The 17,556-nt window shown below is 44.0% G+C and carries 13 protein-coding genes; all 13 read right to left on the bottom strand.

The features are described 5' to 3' along the window. Positions 1–137: 137 nt before the first annotated feature. A complete protein-coding gene (locus Q0791_RS01625; protein WP_299002129.1) occupies positions 138–7,064 on the bottom strand; it encodes a baseplate J/gp47 family protein in 6,927 nt (2,308 codons plus the stop codon). Between the two features lie 177 nt (positions 7,065–7,241). After that, positions 7,242–7,625: a GPW/gp25 family protein gene (locus Q0791_RS01620; protein WP_299002127.1), complete on the bottom strand. Its 384-nt coding sequence runs from the start codon at positions 7,623–7,625 to the stop codon at positions 7,242–7,244. An 11-nt stretch (positions 7,626–7,636) separates the two neighbouring features. After that, the gene (gene vgrG / locus Q0791_RS01615; RefSeq protein ID WP_299002126.1) at positions 7,637–9,244 is read right to left on the bottom strand and encodes a type VI secretion system tip protein VgrG; all 1,608 of its coding nucleotides are present in this window, start codon (positions 9,242–9,244) and stop codon (positions 7,637–7,639) included. Between the two features lie 9 nt (positions 9,245–9,253). Then, positions 9,254–9,841, bottom strand: a complete 588-nt coding sequence (locus Q0791_RS01610; RefSeq protein ID WP_299002124.1) for a hypothetical protein — start codon at positions 9,839–9,841, stop codon at positions 9,254–9,256. A 5-nt stretch (positions 9,842–9,846) separates the two neighbouring features. Beyond that, positions 9,847–9,984 (bottom strand): hypothetical protein, encoded by a 138-nt coding sequence (locus tag Q0791_RS01605; protein ID WP_299002121.1) that lies wholly within the window; start codon positions 9,982–9,984, stop codon positions 9,847–9,849. 3 nt (positions 9,985–9,987) lie between these two features. Further along, a complete protein-coding gene (locus tag Q0791_RS01600) occupies positions 9,988–10,476 on the bottom strand; it encodes a phage tail protein (RefSeq protein ID WP_299002120.1) in 489 nt (162 codons plus the stop codon). A 63-nt stretch (positions 10,477–10,539) separates the two neighbouring features. Next, a complete protein-coding gene (locus Q0791_RS01595; RefSeq protein ID WP_299002118.1) occupies positions 10,540–10,980 on the bottom strand; it encodes a phage tail protein in 441 nt (146 codons plus the stop codon). Positions 10,981–11,014: 34 nt separating this feature from the next. Continuing rightward, the gene (locus tag Q0791_RS01590; protein WP_299002117.1) at positions 11,015–12,397 is read right to left on the bottom strand and encodes a phage tail sheath C-terminal domain-containing protein; all 1,383 of its coding nucleotides are present in this window, start codon (positions 12,395–12,397) and stop codon (positions 11,015–11,017) included. 530 nt (positions 12,398–12,927) lie between these two features. Further along, complete coding sequence (locus Q0791_RS01585; protein WP_299002115.1) at positions 12,928–13,569, bottom strand: hypothetical protein; 642 nt, start codon at positions 13,567–13,569, stop codon at positions 12,928–12,930. 877 nt (positions 13,570–14,446) lie between these two features. Then, positions 14,447–15,589, bottom strand: a complete 1,143-nt coding sequence (locus Q0791_RS01580; RefSeq protein WP_299002114.1) for a hypothetical protein — start codon at positions 15,587–15,589, stop codon at positions 14,447–14,449. Between the two features lie 443 nt (positions 15,590–16,032). Further along, positions 16,033–16,533 carry a thermonuclease family protein gene (locus tag Q0791_RS01575; RefSeq protein ID WP_299002112.1) on the bottom strand — a complete coding sequence of 167 codons (501 nt, stop codon included), beginning with the start codon at positions 16,531–16,533 and terminating at the stop codon, positions 16,033–16,035. 63 nt (positions 16,534–16,596) lie between these two features. Beyond that, positions 16,597–17,139 (bottom strand): transcription termination/antitermination NusG family protein, encoded by a 543-nt coding sequence (locus tag Q0791_RS01570; RefSeq protein ID WP_299002111.1) that lies wholly within the window; start codon positions 17,137–17,139, stop codon positions 16,597–16,599. A 26-nt stretch (positions 17,140–17,165) separates the two neighbouring features. Then, positions 17,166–17,556 (bottom strand): transposase (locus Q0791_RS01565; protein WP_299002110.1); only part of this gene is annotated, 391 nt, incomplete at its 5' end.

The following is a 17,556-nucleotide window of genomic DNA, read 5'->3' as shown; positions in this document are numbered from 1 at the left end:
ACTCATTAGGTTGATTTAGATATAAGAAAATTATTCGAATAGCGGATTATTCAAAAAGAAATGATTCGGTTTGTTGATTCAGGTTCAGTTAAACCCTTTGTTCACAAGGTTAGGAAACCTGTATTTGAATTAAAACGTCAGTCTAATTGCCAGCGGTATTCGCTGGGTTGCCATTGTCGCCGAGCAATAAACAGCTGGTATAACATCAGCTTAACCTCTGCCGCCAGCTCGACCTCAAAGCCATTCAGACCCAAATCGGTATTAAAATGCGGGCCTATCTCATATTGTTCGGTCACATACTCTTTCTCCAGTAAAGCTTGCCATAGCATGGCAATATCTCCCTGTTCTGGAATGTGTAGTTGTAACTCTTTTTCCAATAATTCGGGATAGATCCTGGGCGATTCAATCATCAGCTGGCCGAGCCCGAGCCTAAAATCAGCGCCGGGACGGTCAACCCAATAGTCCGCACCAATTTGCATATAACCTATGCCCCGATAGGCATCGGCGTCATACAGCTCTGACTCAATGACGTCAATAATATGCTGGTCAGCCGAAACTAGGAGGTTACCCGAATACAAACTGCTGGCGGCATGATCGTCATTTAAAAACAAGGGCACCACTTCCTGATAGCCCTGATGAGCAATCTCCTGACGCAGCAGAGTGAAATTGGCCACATATTCAACATAGGCCTGCGACTCGATAAAATTCACCACAGCCGCACTGTACAAAGTGCGTCCAAAGTTCAGACTGGCCTGCTTCTGATGTGACCAGGGGGATAAATAATCGACAATCGCCTGGTTAAGGGTTTTCACATAAAAACCTTTATCAAATCCGGGCTTGAATTTTACCGCTAATCTAAAAGACAGCTCCTCAAACCCCGGATTAATGACTTCCACTTGGGTACGCACAGGTTTATGCCGGTCGACAAAGGCCTGCACCCTATCAATTAACAGCTGTGACGCGCTAGGGCGCATAGCTAATCCCGCAAAGGTCGGCGCACTTTTGGCAATAATAATCAGCTTAAGATCTTTCTCCTCTTCCGTTAGTAAAAAGTCCGCACCTTCTCTTTGTTCGCGGTACAAGACATTGGGCATACAAAGCACCTGATGCAGCTCTGAGAATTCGCCCAGGACTAAGGTTTCATAATCTGTGAGTGTTAAACAACGCTGTTTATGCTTAAGGCGCTCCGCCACTCTTTGGTAATAATCTTGATCGCTTTCAACAGCCCGCCCGGCAAATGAGGCATAGGGTTGCTTAAGTGCCTGCAACCCGGGGAGCGGCTCAACCAGTGCAGTGATAGTATTCTCAGCAAGTGGCGCTTGTAACCTTTCCACGGCTTGTTCATTTAACACATACTTGGCCAGCACAGCCTGGGTATGTACGCCGACAATGGTGGGTAACCCCATTATGTCCCGTTCAAACGCCATGCGTAGCCAAATGCGGTTGGCTGGCATTACCGTATGAGCGGTCGTGGCATCACTTGGCAACGTCAGCTGTAGCAAGCCTGTATTTTGCAGGTGGTAGGTTTCATCTTTTAGCAGGGCTGCTTGTGGCAGCGCTTGCCAGTTTTCTCCCGCAAGATAAGACCAGCTTGCATCGTCGCGCTCATGACTTACCTCCCCGGTACCCGGGGCTATCTGAAATAACAGGGATACACTTTGCCCCGCCGACAAGTTCGTCAACCCCAGATACAGGTAGCCCTGGTGTTGATATACCGGCAGCATAGTATCGTCACTGTCCTGCTCTCCCGCCATTTTTCTGATGCCAAAAGGCTGTTGGCGATATAGCTCAACAGGCATTTCAAAGGCTGTTGCCGCCCAGCTCTTCGACAAATTCACCACTCCAGAAGTGCGATAACCCAGCTTCAGCTTATTCAATAACGGGCTAAAGGGTAGCGGTAGCTCAAATTGATTGAACTCCTGCGCATCCTCTCTCGGGTTGGGTAAATCCGGTACTGCCGCGATTGGCGCAGCCTGATAGACCTCCCCACTCTGCCGGGCCTGTTCCAGGGCAATGCGCGTGGCTTTAACCTCTTCATGATACGCCTGTTTAGCTTGCACTGCGCTTGAAAATGCCGCTTGAGCGCTACTGGCTTCCCGCTGGATTTGCTGCAACTTTTGTTGCAGCTGCCGATAAGCGCTGTGATAAAAGTTACCGTGTAATTGCAGGCGGAAATGCGTCTGCCAGTTGCTCACCTCCTTCGGCGATGTCAGCAAGCCGGGTTCACTGCCCATATCAGCTAATGCCGAATAGTGCTGCTCGGCAACTAAGAGGTTTTGCGTCTGTCCCGAAGCATGCCACCGATTTCGGTTAAAAATAGCCAACGAGGTGGTAAAGTCTTCATTGGCCACATCGGCAACGCTATGGTCGTCCAGTAAGCCATAGCTTTTATAATAAGTTTGAATATTAGGAAGTTGATTTACTTCTTTGGTAATAGGATCGGTTAATTCCCGCCAGTCATATTCGCAATACAGGGCTTGAAGCGGTTTGCCGCACAACTCGGGATGGGCAAAGTCAAAATAGTCATTATGCCCAAGCTCATGACCAAAGAGAGCAAGCTCCGACTGGGTATCCAATGAGCTGTCCCGGCTGCGGGCAATCACCGAGGTTAAATTTCTCACCTCTACGTTGATCATAGCCTGCTCGATAACAATATCGCGAAATACCGGGTATAAAAAGTAGGGCTCGTCCATGCCATAGCCAGGGTTAAGCTGCACTTTTATTGCCGCTTTTTCGGTGCCGGCAAACTCAGCATCAGGGATCGGCATAACAGGCATAAAGGATGCGTCCACTTCGGTGGTAATACGCATGCTGTGACGTTTAACCGAGTCCGCCGGATATATACCGCCCCGTTGCTGAAAGTCAACCACGCCGCTCAGCTCAATATTGGCAGTATTGCGATTTAACTTTTTACCGATTGCAAACAATAAACCCGAGTCGAGTAATAATTGCTGGCCTTCGGTGCTGTCGTCAAACGGGCTTTGCTGACTCAGCTTAAGGGTCACGTCTTGCTTCGAGCCGACATATCTCAACCTGAGACCATAATAGTCAAGGTATTTGATCTGATTGCCAGTCTCAGCCAAACGCGCAAGCGTGCGCGGCACAAGCTTCAAGGAATTATCCCGCAACACAAAACCGTGATGCTGCTCCAGCTGATACCAGGCATCGTACAAGTTTTCAGCCGTTTGGTATTCGCTTTGCTCAGGATAATAAAGGGTTAAATTGGGTACGCCCGCTGTCTGCTCAACCTCAGGCAGCTCAAATTGAATATCAAATTGGCGATCGGCATGTTCTGCCATACTCAGATGAGGCACACCTGCAGCCTCAGTCACAAAGTCAAACTGAATATAGGCCGAACCCGCTGTGCTTATTCGATAATGGGCACGCGGTGTGGCGATTAATTCACAGCGCTTATCCCCGCTGACTTGCCAGCTCCCCTCCCCAGCAGCTGCAATGGAGAAACCCAGGGGGGAATTTGCTTCCAAGAAGCTCAACCAGTTTTGCACTAACTTTTCAATGGTACGTTCACTGTGATTTTGTGGATAGCTTATATGCAGTACCGCCGAGTCCGTTAGCTCATCATTTTCAAAGCTAAACTCAAAGGCATCTGTTACTTCTGTATTTTCCCAGCATATGACCTTGGCATTGGGTTTTTGATCTGGGTGTTGACTGCAAGTGTAATCTACCGCCAAGCCATGCTCGCCAACTTCCCCTTTTGCGCCAAAGTGTGTCCAGAGCTGAGTTTGAGGTACAATGGTAAAGTCATCCTCGCCATATACAATCAAATCCAGCTCCAACCCTGAAGCGGGGTTTGCCACTTGCCAGTCCTGCCAGTGCAGCAAGAGTTCTTGTGCCGTGATACTTGAATTTTGTGGTACTCGAATCAAGATATGTGTCGGTGTTAGCTCAAATTCCGCTTTAAAGACATCCGCCTCTAAAATGTTAAGTATGCTGCCATCGGCTAAGTCACCAAAATACTTAATCGCAACCCCCAGAGTTTCATTCCCTAGCAGCACCTGATACACAGGCCCCAGTTCAAACTCGGCCCTAGCGGCAATATCCAGAATATCATCCCCGACAAGCTGTATTGCAAAACCCTTTGCATCATTGAGTATATCGCTGTGCCATTTCGTCCAAGCTTTAATTAAGCTACTACCCAGCGTTCTGCTGCACAATGGATACAAAACCGTTAACACATTGTCTGCACTTATCTCAAAATCGTAATCATCGATGATATTTTCTTTCAAGAGTACGCTGGCCGGCTGAGCCGAGGCCCCTAAATAAGAAAAGCGTAAGCCGTTTTGTTTGGCATCAAGCCAGTGATAAGCTTTTTCTTGGATATCCAACGGCAGCATTGACTGTTCGCTAAGCGGCTGTAAAGCGAGCAGGCGTTTATCCTGACTCATGACATTAAAATTCGAGCCGTCATTGGCACTACGCCAATGACGCCAAGCCGCTGCAACCTCATTCGCCGTCGCATTCACCGCCGGTATGATGTTAAGCTCATTGCCCTTTAATAAAAACTGCGTTTTAGGCTCATCATTTGCGGGCAGTATGGCAACACTTGCCGCTTCATCACGGCGCCCTTCAAAGGTGACATCCAAGCCATGTTCACGCAAACTGCGATAACGTTTTAACCAGCGATCTTCTGCCGGTAATGCCTTTTCACCTTCGGGTAACAGAGTATTACCGCTGCCCGGCAGTTGCAGTTCAAAGTGGCTGGTGCTAAGCCCGTCCGTGATTGTGGCTTGTTGCCAGTAGCTGAACAGCTGCTGCGCGCTGCAAGCGTCTGGGCAGGTAAAATCAATGCTGTTGCCCGTCACTCGAATATCGATGTCCGGATCATAAAGTGTCGCATGGGTTAACTGTACATCACTTAAATTCAGGTTTGGAACAAATTCAGGTTGCAGAGACTTCCATACTTTGTTGGCAAACTCTTCGGCATTGCTGGTACGACACAAAATCGACACTTCAATTTCAGAGGCATTAACAAAGCGCTGGATCTGATAAACATTGCCGCTGTCATCAACAACAAAATGCCCCTGCTGCTCAGGAGAAAAGCTCTCATCACCAGCGCTTAATATTTGACTGGCAAATGAATAGCTTAAGCCACCCGACACCCCGCCGCTTTCGTTTACCAAATTGAATTTGGCTATTAGGGCGGCCGCGTTTTGCCCTGATTGATACAATACGGGGCGTAACTGGAATTCTTGTCCGTCCCGAATAACTTGCTCTATTTCAAAACAACAGCCATTTTCTAATGCGATATATTGACCAAGCAACTGCGCTTTTAAAGTATCACTCTGATTACTCAGGGTATAGCTGGTTGCAAATATTTGCACCGTATGGCTGGCGGTATCCCGTATGACTGGCTCTGTAAACATGTCACCAAAATCAAACTGATATTCAGGCACTTCCTGCCAGCCCTGCTCGGTACTAAGCGACACCTTGAAAAACTCACTCGCTGCAAAGCGGTTACCCAATTCGGCTAAGGTATTAAGCGGCAAGGTCTCACCTTTACAGTCAATGATCAGTTCTACCTTTCGGTCGCCTTCATTCATCAGCAGTAGATCAGACTGAAGCTGCAGTCCCATCTCGGCCGCTTCTCCGCCTTGAAAAGGACTAAAGGGCTGGATATTGTCAAGGCTAGTGTGCAGCACTTGCTGCTGCATTCCCGTCACTCTGGTATCGGTAATCGACGGGTACTGGTAATGACGCTTTTTGCTCCAGGCTTTTTCAAGAAGACGGTACACCAACTCCCAGGAAATCACCGACGTTTCCCCCAAGATATTCGACATCAATTGGGAAAAATCACGGTACTCCATACACAAGTGTTTTTGCACATAACGCTCAGCGGCACTTGTCTGACTGAAATATAAAACGGCTACTGGGTAACTGATCACTGCCTGCTGCTGTTTCTGAGTAAAATCTGCCACATTCAGTTTAGGAAAGGCATGTAACATGTCGCTGGGACCGGGGGCGCCAAAAAGCCACTCTAACAGTCCGTTTATCCCTTTCTCCTGGTGCCATTGCTTAAGCTGGGCGATGCGGCTTTTCCTGTGGGTTTCATCATGAATAACGGCCATGATCCGATAAACCTGCTGCCACTCTCGTTCGGTTACTGGCAGTACCCCTTCGGCCCCTTGCCTGGTATCGCGATAAAGCACATCAAAAACAAACTGGCATTCGAATAAACTGAGAAAGTTTAAACGGTTAAAAACATACTCCCGATCCGACTGTGACAACTGCTCTGCACTCAATTCTCGAATATCGGGATACCAGTTGTTCAATAACTGGGATAAGGACAATGTCTGCTCTAAACCTAACAGTTTGGGAAACGGTGGCAGGTTTTCCAAGCCGCCCAAGGCGTGTAGCAGCATGGCATTAAAGCCGACTAAACCTTCTCCGGCCTGGCTGCGAATTTCGGCCAAGCCAGTTTCTGCCTGATCAAACTGAACGGAGCAAATATCGCTGACTTGGGCATGATTAAACAGCATATCCTGTGAGACTTCAAACTCTACCCTGCGCCCTTCAGTGTCTTCACCGGCATAAACAAGCGTGCCCTTATCCAGAGCTAATTGCTCAATATAGCTGGCAAGTTCGACAATCACATGCACCTTGTCGGCTCGGGCGGCTTTTTGTGACATTTGCAGGCTAAGTTGATAGCAATAATCCAAATGCTCTCGAGTTAGCTGAGCCATTCTTAACTTGGGATAGTCCAGCAATTGAATAAAAGTAAACACTAAGCTGTAGTGGGACTGGAAATATTTACTTTGTAATGCCGGATTCTGCTCAAGGAGTGTTGGCTGCTTTAAGATACTGACAATTTCAATCAGCTCCTGCTCAGTGAAATTTAAAAACTTGCTCCAAAACTGTTTTTCATTTTCCTTGGTCTCGGTTTCTATGTCTTTTTGCTGATGAAACCTGAGTTTTTTTGCATAACGCTGTAAGTAGCGAATATGCTCTATTAATTCCCGCTCATCTATCGAATAATAGGATGGATCCAGCGCGGGAAATAAACGTTGAGTCTGCGTCATACCTTGACGATTGATTACTATTGACACGAATAAAACCTCAAAATTAGCTAAAAATTGATGATGCGCCAGCTTAATTGCGCACGGGAAATACCTAAGGTGTATTTAAAAAATACACAGGTTTGACATTATTCAAAAAAAAGAAAGGAGGACTAAACTAACTCAGCTAAGCGAAAAGAGTTACAATATTTATTGATGGAAGAGCAACTAAATATTTTCTAAGGCTAATGGATAAGTAAACACTTGTTCTTCATCTGATCCATCCAGCCAATATTTAACCCTGATATTTATCGTTTCAGGTGTATCAGCACTATGGCTTAACGCAAGATTAAATTGATGAATACGCGGCTCATGCTTTTTTATCGCATTAGTTATTTCATCTTCTAATACACTAACAAACTGGTTAGTAATCGGCTCAAAATTAAACTGCGCAAGGTTACAACCAAAGTCAGCATGTTTTAACCGCTCTCCTAAATGGGTTGAAAATATCACTTTTAATGATTGTTTTATTTTTTCTCCGCCACTACTCATTCCAATGGCAGAGCCCAAATTTTTAAAAATGGGCGGGAACTCCCAACCTGTACTATTCATATTTTTTCCTTTTAACTGACAGTCACACCTTCGTTGTTAAGCAATAAGGTGGTATTCCCTGCTTTCATTTCAATGCCCGCTTTATTGAGAACAATAGAGTTATTAGCTCCATTGAGCAGCTCAACTGTGTCTTGATCAATTCTTTTTATATGTAACCCAAAACTATTGTCCTTAGAAGCTGCTTCATCAGCCCCTGGAGCATACAAACTTAAAGACTTACCTTCTTTACTATCATTGAACTCCAGCGCTAATCCTTCTTTTGTGACAATGCCGGAATGTTGGTTTTCTTTACTATTAATAAGAAAAGGCTGCTTGGTATTTTCACCTTTTGTTTTATGAGAGTACAAACACCCTAAAACATAAGGATGCCTGGGATCATTATTTAAAAACCCTACTAGGAGCTCATCACCCACTTCAGGCGTAAAAAATACACCTCGGCTATGGCCTGCCGCCATAAAAATTAAGCGCGCCCAAACAGATTTATTCGCCTTTTCTTTACCTGCATGTAAAGAAGGTATCATGACTTTAATGCGATCTTTAAGTTTGCTGTCCTGTTCAACCTTGGCAACATAACCTATTTGAAGCCCTTGAATAGCGGGCAATAAATTTCCAGCTGGTGGCGAATGCACCGAATGCAAATCCATAAATTCAGTTTCGGAAAGGCCAATGGTTAACACCGTTTCTATCTTTTCGCTTTGAAACTTAATTTCGGTGCCAGTAATAAAAGAGTCACCATTCATATCCTCATAGCCCGCTAAGCTTACTGGTGCTAACAACTTTGAGTAGTGTAAATTAACAACTTCAATTTTTCCTTGAATTCTAGCCAGTAGATTACGTAATACTTTCCCCGTCGACCAGTTTTTTGCTTCATTGACTTCGCCAAATACACCTTGATATTTGCACATCGTAGTTTCTTCAATTGCTGGCTGCTGGGTTATTTTTAGGTTTACATCTTTCGTTTTAACTGACTCAGCCAAAGGAGCTTGCAAATTGTCACGATTATGAAAACTCACAGAAACTTCATCAACAGCCTGTTGATAGTAAGATTTAAGGTTTACCGACTTTATTTCTGAATTATCTATTAATTTACTCGCCTCCCCTTTTAACAGTTCACTTGTATTTACCAACCTGATTTCACTACCATCTACAGCAACGACACACCCATTTGCCTCGGCTCGAGACAATAAAAAATCCCAGTCCGTACATTCATATTGTATGAGTTGTTCAACTTTATCTACACTGGCACCTTTGTACTTAAACCTTAAGCCTAAATCAGGATATAAATCTATGATACTTTCAAGTAATTTCGACTCTTTTCCTTCTTGAAAAACTCTTGTTTTTCTCAGTTTGGTTAATTGATATACAGGGTGAATAAGTTTTACTTCATATGTAAACACACCACCATTAAAGGATTTGGATTTCTCGCTAACAAATCCTATAAACTCAATAGACGAGTCCCCTTTCAGAGTAATCAATTTCTTATCATCAAACAGCTTACTATCTTCGTTTAATACAAGGTAGACACAAGGGATCCGATTCACACTACTGATAAACTTAAACTTTTCAACACTAACCTTCACTTCAGAGTTATCAGCACTAGATATAATAAATTCACTCATGTACTTTCCTTAGCCAATTTTCAATTCTAGTTTAGATATAGGTGCAGATTTGCTACCTGAGCCTGAGTTATCCGCTTGCTCACTCTTGAGGGTATTGACCCTTCTAAAAATAGCATTAGCTTTGGTTCTTATTGGATTTCCTGAACGATTAAAAATCAAATGATTCAATACCATACTCTGTAAAAAGAAGCGTTCATCTTTAAAGTTATTTCCCCCCCACTCCAACTTTACTTGGTTTGGTTTATTTTCCCCTGCCAAAGGATAGCCAGTGGTTTTTTTGAAGTTTTCGATTTGCGTAGCAACACTATCAAAGCTTTTAGTTAACCTGCGCCAGACATACTCATTGACATAACTTTCATCAAATAACAGTTCAAATTCAAGCGTCTGATCTTGTAGCTGTTTATAGGTTAAATATTCACTGCCATCGATAAGTGTTTTACAGACAACGTCTACACCAAATTTTTCCTGATAGTGAGTTGGGTTGAACATCACCTGAAAGCTTTCACCCGGCTGATCACCTATTTCCTTTCCATTTTCATCCAGCTTTTTAATGCTTAATTTTTGATGAATAAACTTATTAATGAGTTCAGACATCATTCCCCCTAACGAAATTGTAACGAAGTCAGCGCTTCTATGACTCGATCAACACATTTATCGACAATTGCATCTTCATCGAGCTTATGTTTATCATCTTCTTTAACTTTGGTATTGATTATCAATTTGCTTTTATCATCTTCCATATTTTATAGCCTCAAGGGGATAAACTTTTCATACGCCAGTTCCATGGTATCTATCATCAAATCATTTTGATTGGCATCCAGATCTGACACACTCCACTTAAGCGGGTAGGTTTTTAAAAATAACCAAGAGGAGACGGGAATACCCAAGTCATTTAAGACACATACCATGGCATTGCCCGGCACCATTTCCAATGTTGTCATGGCAAGGGAGAACTCAAGATTCAACAAAGAACCAATCACCATGCCCCTTTCCAGTTTCAAGGTTTCATAATTTACCCTTTTTGGCAGTAAATGCCTCGCTAGGTTTTCTCCCCCCTCTTCTAACGGCTCTGTTTCAATCGAGCAATTCATGCCACTGACCTTACTAAAGCGTATATCAATGGGGTTGGGGACAGGCGTGCCGCCTGGAAATAAAATAACGGCAAAGTTAAACCTGACGGGCGTGTCTGTAATGCTCAAGTTGGTTTTTTCTAATAGATCATACAAAGACATGATTTATCCTAGTATTAAAGCGGTAAATACAATCATTTGATTGTATTTACCTTAAACAAAGTATTATTTATGCTCGAGCGAGAGCTTGTCGCCAATCAATTCTATGGTCTCAATGGCAACTTCATTAGAACCTGCATTAAAAGACGGGCCTTCGAGTTTTGTCGGGAAGGCATTGTTTAATGTCCAGGTGATAAGCTCGTTTTCACCGGTTTCATCCAGCATAGAAATAGTGACCACTTTTTTCTCAACCTGGTTGAGCTGAACGGTTTTAATCCATTCAATTAATGCCTCTGATTTATGTGCGATGCCTTTTTTACAGGTGATTTTTACCGGTGTGCGGTTGCCGGGAATATGTTGAATTTCACCTTTATAACTTAAGCCGTGTTTATAGGTGATCGGCTCATACTCGATATTCAGCCCGGAGACTTCACTGAAGTTAATGCTTTCTTTGTCGAAGTTAACCTGGAACTGAAAGACCGGGAGTGGGATTGCATTTTCACTCATTTATTTTTCCTTATTAATAATGGTTGAAACAGGTTTACTGTTGAATATGATGGGTGAATTTCATGATGATGAATTCTGCCGGGCGAACGGCGGCCAGACCAATCTTGATAATACAGCGCCCTTCCAGAACATCTTGCTGAGTCATGGTTTGCCCCAGCCCTACCTGCACAAAAAAGGCCTGATCCGCAGAGCTGCCCGCAAGCGCGCCTTGTTGCCATAAATCGGTTAAGAAGCTGACGGCACTGGATTTTAATTTCAGCCAAAGCATGGCGTCATTGGGCTCAAATACCGCGTAATTGGTGGCATTGTTAATGCTTTCTTCAACATAATTAAACAGGCGTCGAACTGGGACATAGCGCCATTCGTTGTCATTGCCCGCTAAGGTGCGCGCCCCCCAAACCAAATTTCCGCGGGTGCCAAAGTCACGAATAACATTGATGGACTTACCAGTTTCAGCGTCGATGTTAAGCAGACCATTTTCCTCATTAGTCACTTTAATCTCAGGCTCTGTAACATAGTTAAGTGCCACATTGGCAGGGGCTTTCCATACGCCTCGTTCATTATCAACCTTGGCATAAACCCCGGCCATGGCACTGCTAACTGGCAATGTCAGGCGGTAGGTTTTCACTTCCCGCTGAATTAGGTTTTTAACCTCATCGCTGATATCAGCGGCATCCAACATATGGGTTGTATCCGCACCAGACTCGTCTTTATAGGTTACCGAAATCTGGCTGTCGTCGATTTCGTAGCCGTATTGGGTTTTTAATGCCGGGTAATAGACGGCGCCATACTTGAGTACATCTTTGCTGGCGCTAACACCACCCCTGAAATTTTCAGCTTTATCCAACGTGGATATAATAGGATTGTCTTCGGTATCTCGCTCTTCACTAACAAGGTCGAAGATACCAAAGCGGTCTTGCATTTTATTGCACTGCTCAAGCACCTTAACAACGAGTGAATGGTAATCGCTTACTGCCAGCTTATCAGCCACAGGAATGATTAATGTCGGCTCAGATTCAGTCGACAGTACATCAAGGGCGTCGGTATATGATGCAAGGTTATATGAATCAGAATCTTTCTCTACAGGCACGATATAACAGGGGCCGCCGCCATTATCAAAATAGAAACGGATGTTGTTATACATAGGGCTGGAAGAGGAGAGTGTCGGCGGCGTGATGCTTGCAATCTCCTTATTATCATCACTGAGGGTAACGACAAACTGTTTATCTGCAGTCGATACCGTGCCAAACAGAGCGATATACTCTTCTAAGGTGGTGATTCTGGTGGCCCGTTTATTGGACAAGTTCTTTGCCACAACACCAATAAAAGCGGGGATAGCTGTAGAAGCCCCCGCAATAGACGGAGGCAGTACAGACTTTTCTTCTATATAAATACCAGGTGTTTGATAATTAGACATAAGCTTCCTTATATGCTTATTAGGTTAAGGTGAGCGCGTTATTGCATAACGCTATGAGTACAACTCAAGGTTGAGCGTTCGATTTTCAATCATGAAATGATTAGGCTTAAGCCTGAGGCGCAGACGTTCCGCCTGATTAGAAATGTTGAGTTTTGTATATTATTAAGTGGTTACCGCCACCCGCTTACTTTACGCAAGCTTAATTGAATGAATTCCCAATTCAGGCTCAAGATGAAGTATTACTGTATTGAAAAGACGTATGATTAAATAAAATGTGAAAATAAATTTCGATTTAAAGGGTTTTAATTTCAGTTAGGTTATTTCAATTATTTTTTGGTCACTTGATCGTGAGGAAGCCAGGTATGCAAAATACAAGACCTGACCCCGTAGGTACACGAGGAAGCCGAAAGCCAAAATTGCAAAATACAAGACCTGACCCCGCAAGCTTTGGATGCTATATGAAAGTCTAATCCCTATCATGTTTTACAATTGTCTACAGATACTATCTGTACATGTCTGTTACCGCGCATTCATTTTTTCGGCGGTACGGCTATAGTGAAGGTCGACTGCGAAGGCAAGCGGTTATTTTGTGTATTAGTAGGCACCTGATTGCAATTAGCCGCATACTTTTCTAGCCAGTCACTTAGTTTTACGGTGATCGTTTTGCCGGGTAGCGCCTCCTGTGATATGTCTATGATCGATTGAGCCACCGCGGCATCATTTTTTTTGAGCATACCAACCCAGGGGTTACCATACACCCACTTACCGGATTCTTTTAGGCCTTCGACACCGTTACTTTTTGAGGTATACGTTTCTTCGGCACCGAGCAACGTCGCTAAGGAGTCGCCCGTCTTCTTATATTTCCCCATGATCGCGTATATTGATTTCTGTGTTAGTCGTGACGTATAGTTTCTATATCGACCATTAGCGGGTTCTACCCACGTCTTACACGTGGCGCAGGGCGGTATGGGATAGAGTTCAGTTTTATCACCTTCTTTATCTCTTCTAAACGCGACCATCCTTAGTGCTTCTAGGCGAGCCTTTGTTTCGGGCGTGGCAGCATTTTCTGCTGTTACGGACCCGTCTGTATACTTGTTCAGGGCTAAGCACTCGCCGCACGTCCCAAAACCGGTATCACCTTTTGGTTGTGCGACCTCTTGTTGAATTTTCATGTACGCGTGCGTGTTTTTAATATTTTATCCTTGTAGCACGTAATCTGTTTCCCCTGCACCGTAATACATTACGGCCACGTGTTTACCATTTGCCTTATGCTCATGATTTTTTCGTAGCTCGTCCACTACATTCATGTCGATATAGTCATTTGTCGTATAATTGTTGTTAGTTTTGGGTTTAAGTTGCTCCACAGCATCTCCTTACGCATTTTCATTTAATAATTCTCAATCTGAGAGGAGCCTAACGGAGACCTAGGTGCAAGACCTAGGGGGTCAGGTCTTGTACCTTGCAGGTCTTGCATCTGGCACATCAGAGAAACTTAAGCGGGCCGGCCTTAAGCCTTCCCAGTGCAAAATGATTATTAATAGCCAGCCATTATTAATCAGTAACATACTCAGATTTTCGCTAGAATTCTACACTCAGCATTTATCAGATAATGGCCCGACTGCTTTTAACTTAATGCTTATTCTTGGTCTTGAAAAATGAGTGAGATTAGGGACATCAGTGAGTTTGATGTGGATATGTATTACCCTGTCCCCTTTGCTTATAAAGCATATCATCCCTAGGATTATTTTATAGCCAGCCACTATTAATCAGTAATATACTGAGGTTTTAGCCAGAATTCTGCACTCAGCATTTATCAAATCATGACCTAACGGTTTTTAACCTAATGCCTGCTGCCAATCTGGGAAAATGTGCGATATTGGCGGAATGAGTGAGTTTGATTTGGATATTTATAACCCACCACGATTAATCAAAGGATTTAAAATATGCCGTTAATGATGGCTGTCTTAATTTTCTTTGCTGCCTACATTTTCCATGTAATTTATCATGTAGTACAGAAACCACTGAAGTCGCCTGAACTCGGCTAAAGTCTCAATGTAACAACCCACGAATACGGTAAATGGGCTTAGGCACTCGGTATTGCCTAGCGCGGCGCTTACTTTCATCAAGACCAAACTGGTATTCAAAACGAAATGACCAGGTCACTATGTTTGAGCGGGTACCAAATTCAAGCCGTTGCCAACCCAGAGAAAATTGACTCACTTGAGTAAATCGATAATTAAGTTCTGCCGAAAGAAAATACACATCTTGAATGTATTCGGTTAACACAAAATAATCATCGGGAAAGTCCACATACTGCAAGCTCAACACACTTTGCAAATCAAAGCGCCACTGTATGGCCTGACTCAAGGCCAGATTTTGATAATACCGAGAGACAGTGTCTTCATTACCCTTAGACCGCCAATAACTCAAGTTATAATCTAAACGTACCATCAAGGGCACATTAAAGGACACATCAAAAAAGAAGGTGCGTGATGCCATTAAATCCATGCCAACAGCTTGAGTGTCATCATTATATTGCTGGATTATGGTCTGCTCAGGTAGCTGATATTCGATATTATACTTGTCACTGCGATCCGCATAATAACCATCGAGCCCTAAGGTATAACCACCGCCAAAATCATGTTCCAATAACACATCCAGCCGCCACTCCGAAGAGTCCACTCCCACCTTAGGATGAGCTTGATTATAGGTATATTGATTGCGATTGATCATAAACTCCGTAAACACAGAGGTGTTATCAAACAGGTTGCCCCCAACACTCAAGGTGACATCATAGGGCCTTGAGTCAATGGTAAACAGCGCACTGCCCACTCCAGTTTCCTGAGGCATAGTAATAGTTTCAATATCTCGGCGCAGGCTGAGGACATAATCGAGCCGCTGATCCCAAGGTTTGCGTGTTAATCGCGGTAAATCATCTAGCATCACCTGCCCTGATGTTTTCTGTTCTAGTATTTCCTGTTCTAGTATTTCCTGCCCTGGTATTTCCTGTTCTGATATTTCCTGCCCTGATATTTCCTGTTCTAGTATTTCCTGTTCTAGTATTTCCTGTTCTGGTGTTTTCTGTTCTAGTATTTCCTGCTCTGGTATTCCCTGCTTTGGTGTTTCCTGTCCTGCAAGCACCACCTGACCGAGACTTAAAACATAAAAAAATGCATAACACTGCCCTGCCAAAGGCCGGCATTCTCGTCACCATTCTCGTCATCATCCTCGCTATCAGGCTGGCTCTCTTGCAGGCTACCTTACTGAGCAGACTACTTAGCATAATGATTTTGTCATGTTGGCACAGGTGCCTTTGTCGGTTTTTCTGTAACATATGCTCATCCCTAACTAGGAGCCCCTTAGCGTCATATAATTGATACAAAAAAAGCAACTTTAACCAATAAAATCAACCTATTAGTGAGTTTTAGATAATCGATGAGCCTATGTGATCAGGTTCTCTGCCTTGAGCTGCTTATCACTTTTTGTACGCTACAAGCTCTCTCTAAGGCTCTCGTTCAAGGGTTTTTTCTACTTTTCATGCGCTGAAGACTTTCTATTCGCTGAAGGCTCTCGATCGATCCGCTGAGGGCTTTCGATACGCTGAGGGCTCACGTTTTTTCAAGACTGTTCACTTATTACGGTAACGGCGTCACCTTTTTACACTCCCACGGCTGGCGAGCACCGCCAGTATAAGGCACTGCCAGACCTTGCTCGATTAAATGCGCGCCATAATTCATAGGAGAATCACCGTCTATCAGCCACAGCTCACCATTGATGCGGCTGGCGTATTTGGTGAGGCTAGGGTCAATATTTCTCACTTGTAACTGCTGAGCATGGTGCAGCAAATTGCGGGCATAATCGCTGGCTTGATGGCCTAAAATGATTTCACATTCACGAATACGTTGACCATTTTTGACCCCGCGGCGAGACTCAGGCGTATCGATGCCCGCAATGCGCAAATTCACGGTTTGATATAAACCAGGGTAGAGTAAGAGCCGGACTTTTATGGTGTCGGCATCAATGACTTTAATAAGCTCGGCGCCATAGACATTGGGCAGCGGCTTAGCCTTACAGCTTAAGGTCAGTGCGCCACAATAAAGGCACACAATAATAAACATCACTTGCAATGGGTTCATGAAACATCCCTTTAATCGACAAATTAAAATGAGAAAAGTGGGGTTGCCTTATATAAGACATAATCATTCGCTAGGGGCGAACCTAGACTGATCACTGCAAGGTAGCACCAATAAGTCTGATGGCGGCACCTGCACCAATAAACTTCGACCTAAGTTTTCAATTTCTAATGCGACCTTTTTTCCTTTTGGGCTGTCCATTAACACGCCTGTACGGCCCGCCAACACACCCGTTGTGATCCGCACTTTCATGCCTTTTACAAGATAAGCATCCACTGAGTTGACTCCATTAAAGTGGGCTTCGACTTGGTGCATTAACTCAATGTCTCGAAGGCATATTTGACTGGGCATACCGCCAAAGCGAACATAGCCCTTCACGCCTGTTTGATAATTGAGTTGATGAAACCCCCTCTCGTCGTGATAGACAAACAAATAACCTTTAAACATAGGCAAGGTTTTAGCGCCTTGTTTAAGAATGGGTAAGTAACACTGAATATTCCAAATACCCGCCGCAGTATTCGCGTCAATCAATTCACTTAAGCCGATTTCAGCATTGGGTTTAGTTTGCAGCACATACCAGTGTGACTGCGACTTTTCATTGTCTGACATCTTAAAGATCCCCTCATATTTTTATTCTAAATAATCCCGAAGACATTGCGATAAATAAGATGGTTCTTCATATAACGATAAAAATTTTCCATTAATGGATGCGCCCATTCCTCTCTCATCGTCGGTAACAGTTCATAGTAAATACAACCTTGTCGATATAATGAGTAGCTTCTTTTCTTTGTGGTATTGGCCTTAATGGTTTTTTCTAAGTCCGCCTCTTCGCCAGCCTTACCTAATAAGGTAAGTAAACCGATAGCCAACGCACTTAGCAGGAATAACCTATCCCGTCTTGCCGTTGAGCGAGTAACCGTTGCACTCATGCCCATACCAAAACGGTAATCCTTGATATCTCTAAAACTTGTTTCAATTCCCCAGCGTTTTCCATATAACTGTAAAACCTTAGGCGTGCCTAAGTCA

Source organism: uncultured Shewanella sp. (genome assembly GCF_947495455.1).
Taxonomy (GTDB): Bacteria; Pseudomonadota; Gammaproteobacteria; order Enterobacterales; family Shewanellaceae; genus Shewanella.
Note: the sequence above shows the minus strand (reverse complement) of the source record. Positions and strands in the feature narration are given on the sequence as shown.

Coding starts and splice junctions, on each gene's coding strand:
- Q0791_RS01600 (WP_299002120.1), bottom strand. CDS start 10,476: ATGTCTTTGTATGATCTATTAGAAAAAACCAACTTGAGCATTACAGAC.
- Q0791_RS01585 (WP_299002115.1), bottom strand. CDS start 13,569: ATGAAAATTCAACAAGAGGTCGCACAACCAAAAGGTGATACCGGTTTT.
- Q0791_RS01595 (WP_299002118.1), bottom strand. CDS start 10,980: ATGAGTGAAAATGCAATCCCACTCCCGGTCTTTCAGTTCCAGGTTAAC.
- Q0791_RS01605 (WP_299002121.1), bottom strand. CDS start 9,984: ATGGAAGATGATAAAAGCAAATTGATAATCAATACCAAAGTTAAAGAA.
- Q0791_RS01570 (WP_299002111.1), bottom strand. CDS start 17,139: ATGTCAGACAATGAAAAGTCGCAGTCACACTGGTATGTGCTGCAAACT.
- vgrG (WP_299002126.1), bottom strand. CDS start 9,244: ATGAGTGAATTTATTATATCTAGTGCTGATAACTCTGAAGTGAAGGTT.
- Q0791_RS01575 (WP_299002112.1), bottom strand. CDS start 16,533: ATGAACCCATTGCAAGTGATGTTTATTATTGTGTGCCTTTATTGTGGC.
- Q0791_RS01590 (WP_299002117.1), bottom strand. CDS start 12,397: ATGTCTAATTATCAAACACCTGGTATTTATATAGAAGAAAAGTCTGTA.
- Q0791_RS01620 (WP_299002127.1), bottom strand. CDS start 7,625: ATGAATAGTACAGGTTGGGAGTTCCCGCCCATTTTTAAAAATTTGGGC.
- Q0791_RS01610 (WP_299002124.1), bottom strand. CDS start 9,841: ATGATGTCTGAACTCATTAATAAGTTTATTCATCAAAAATTAAGCATT.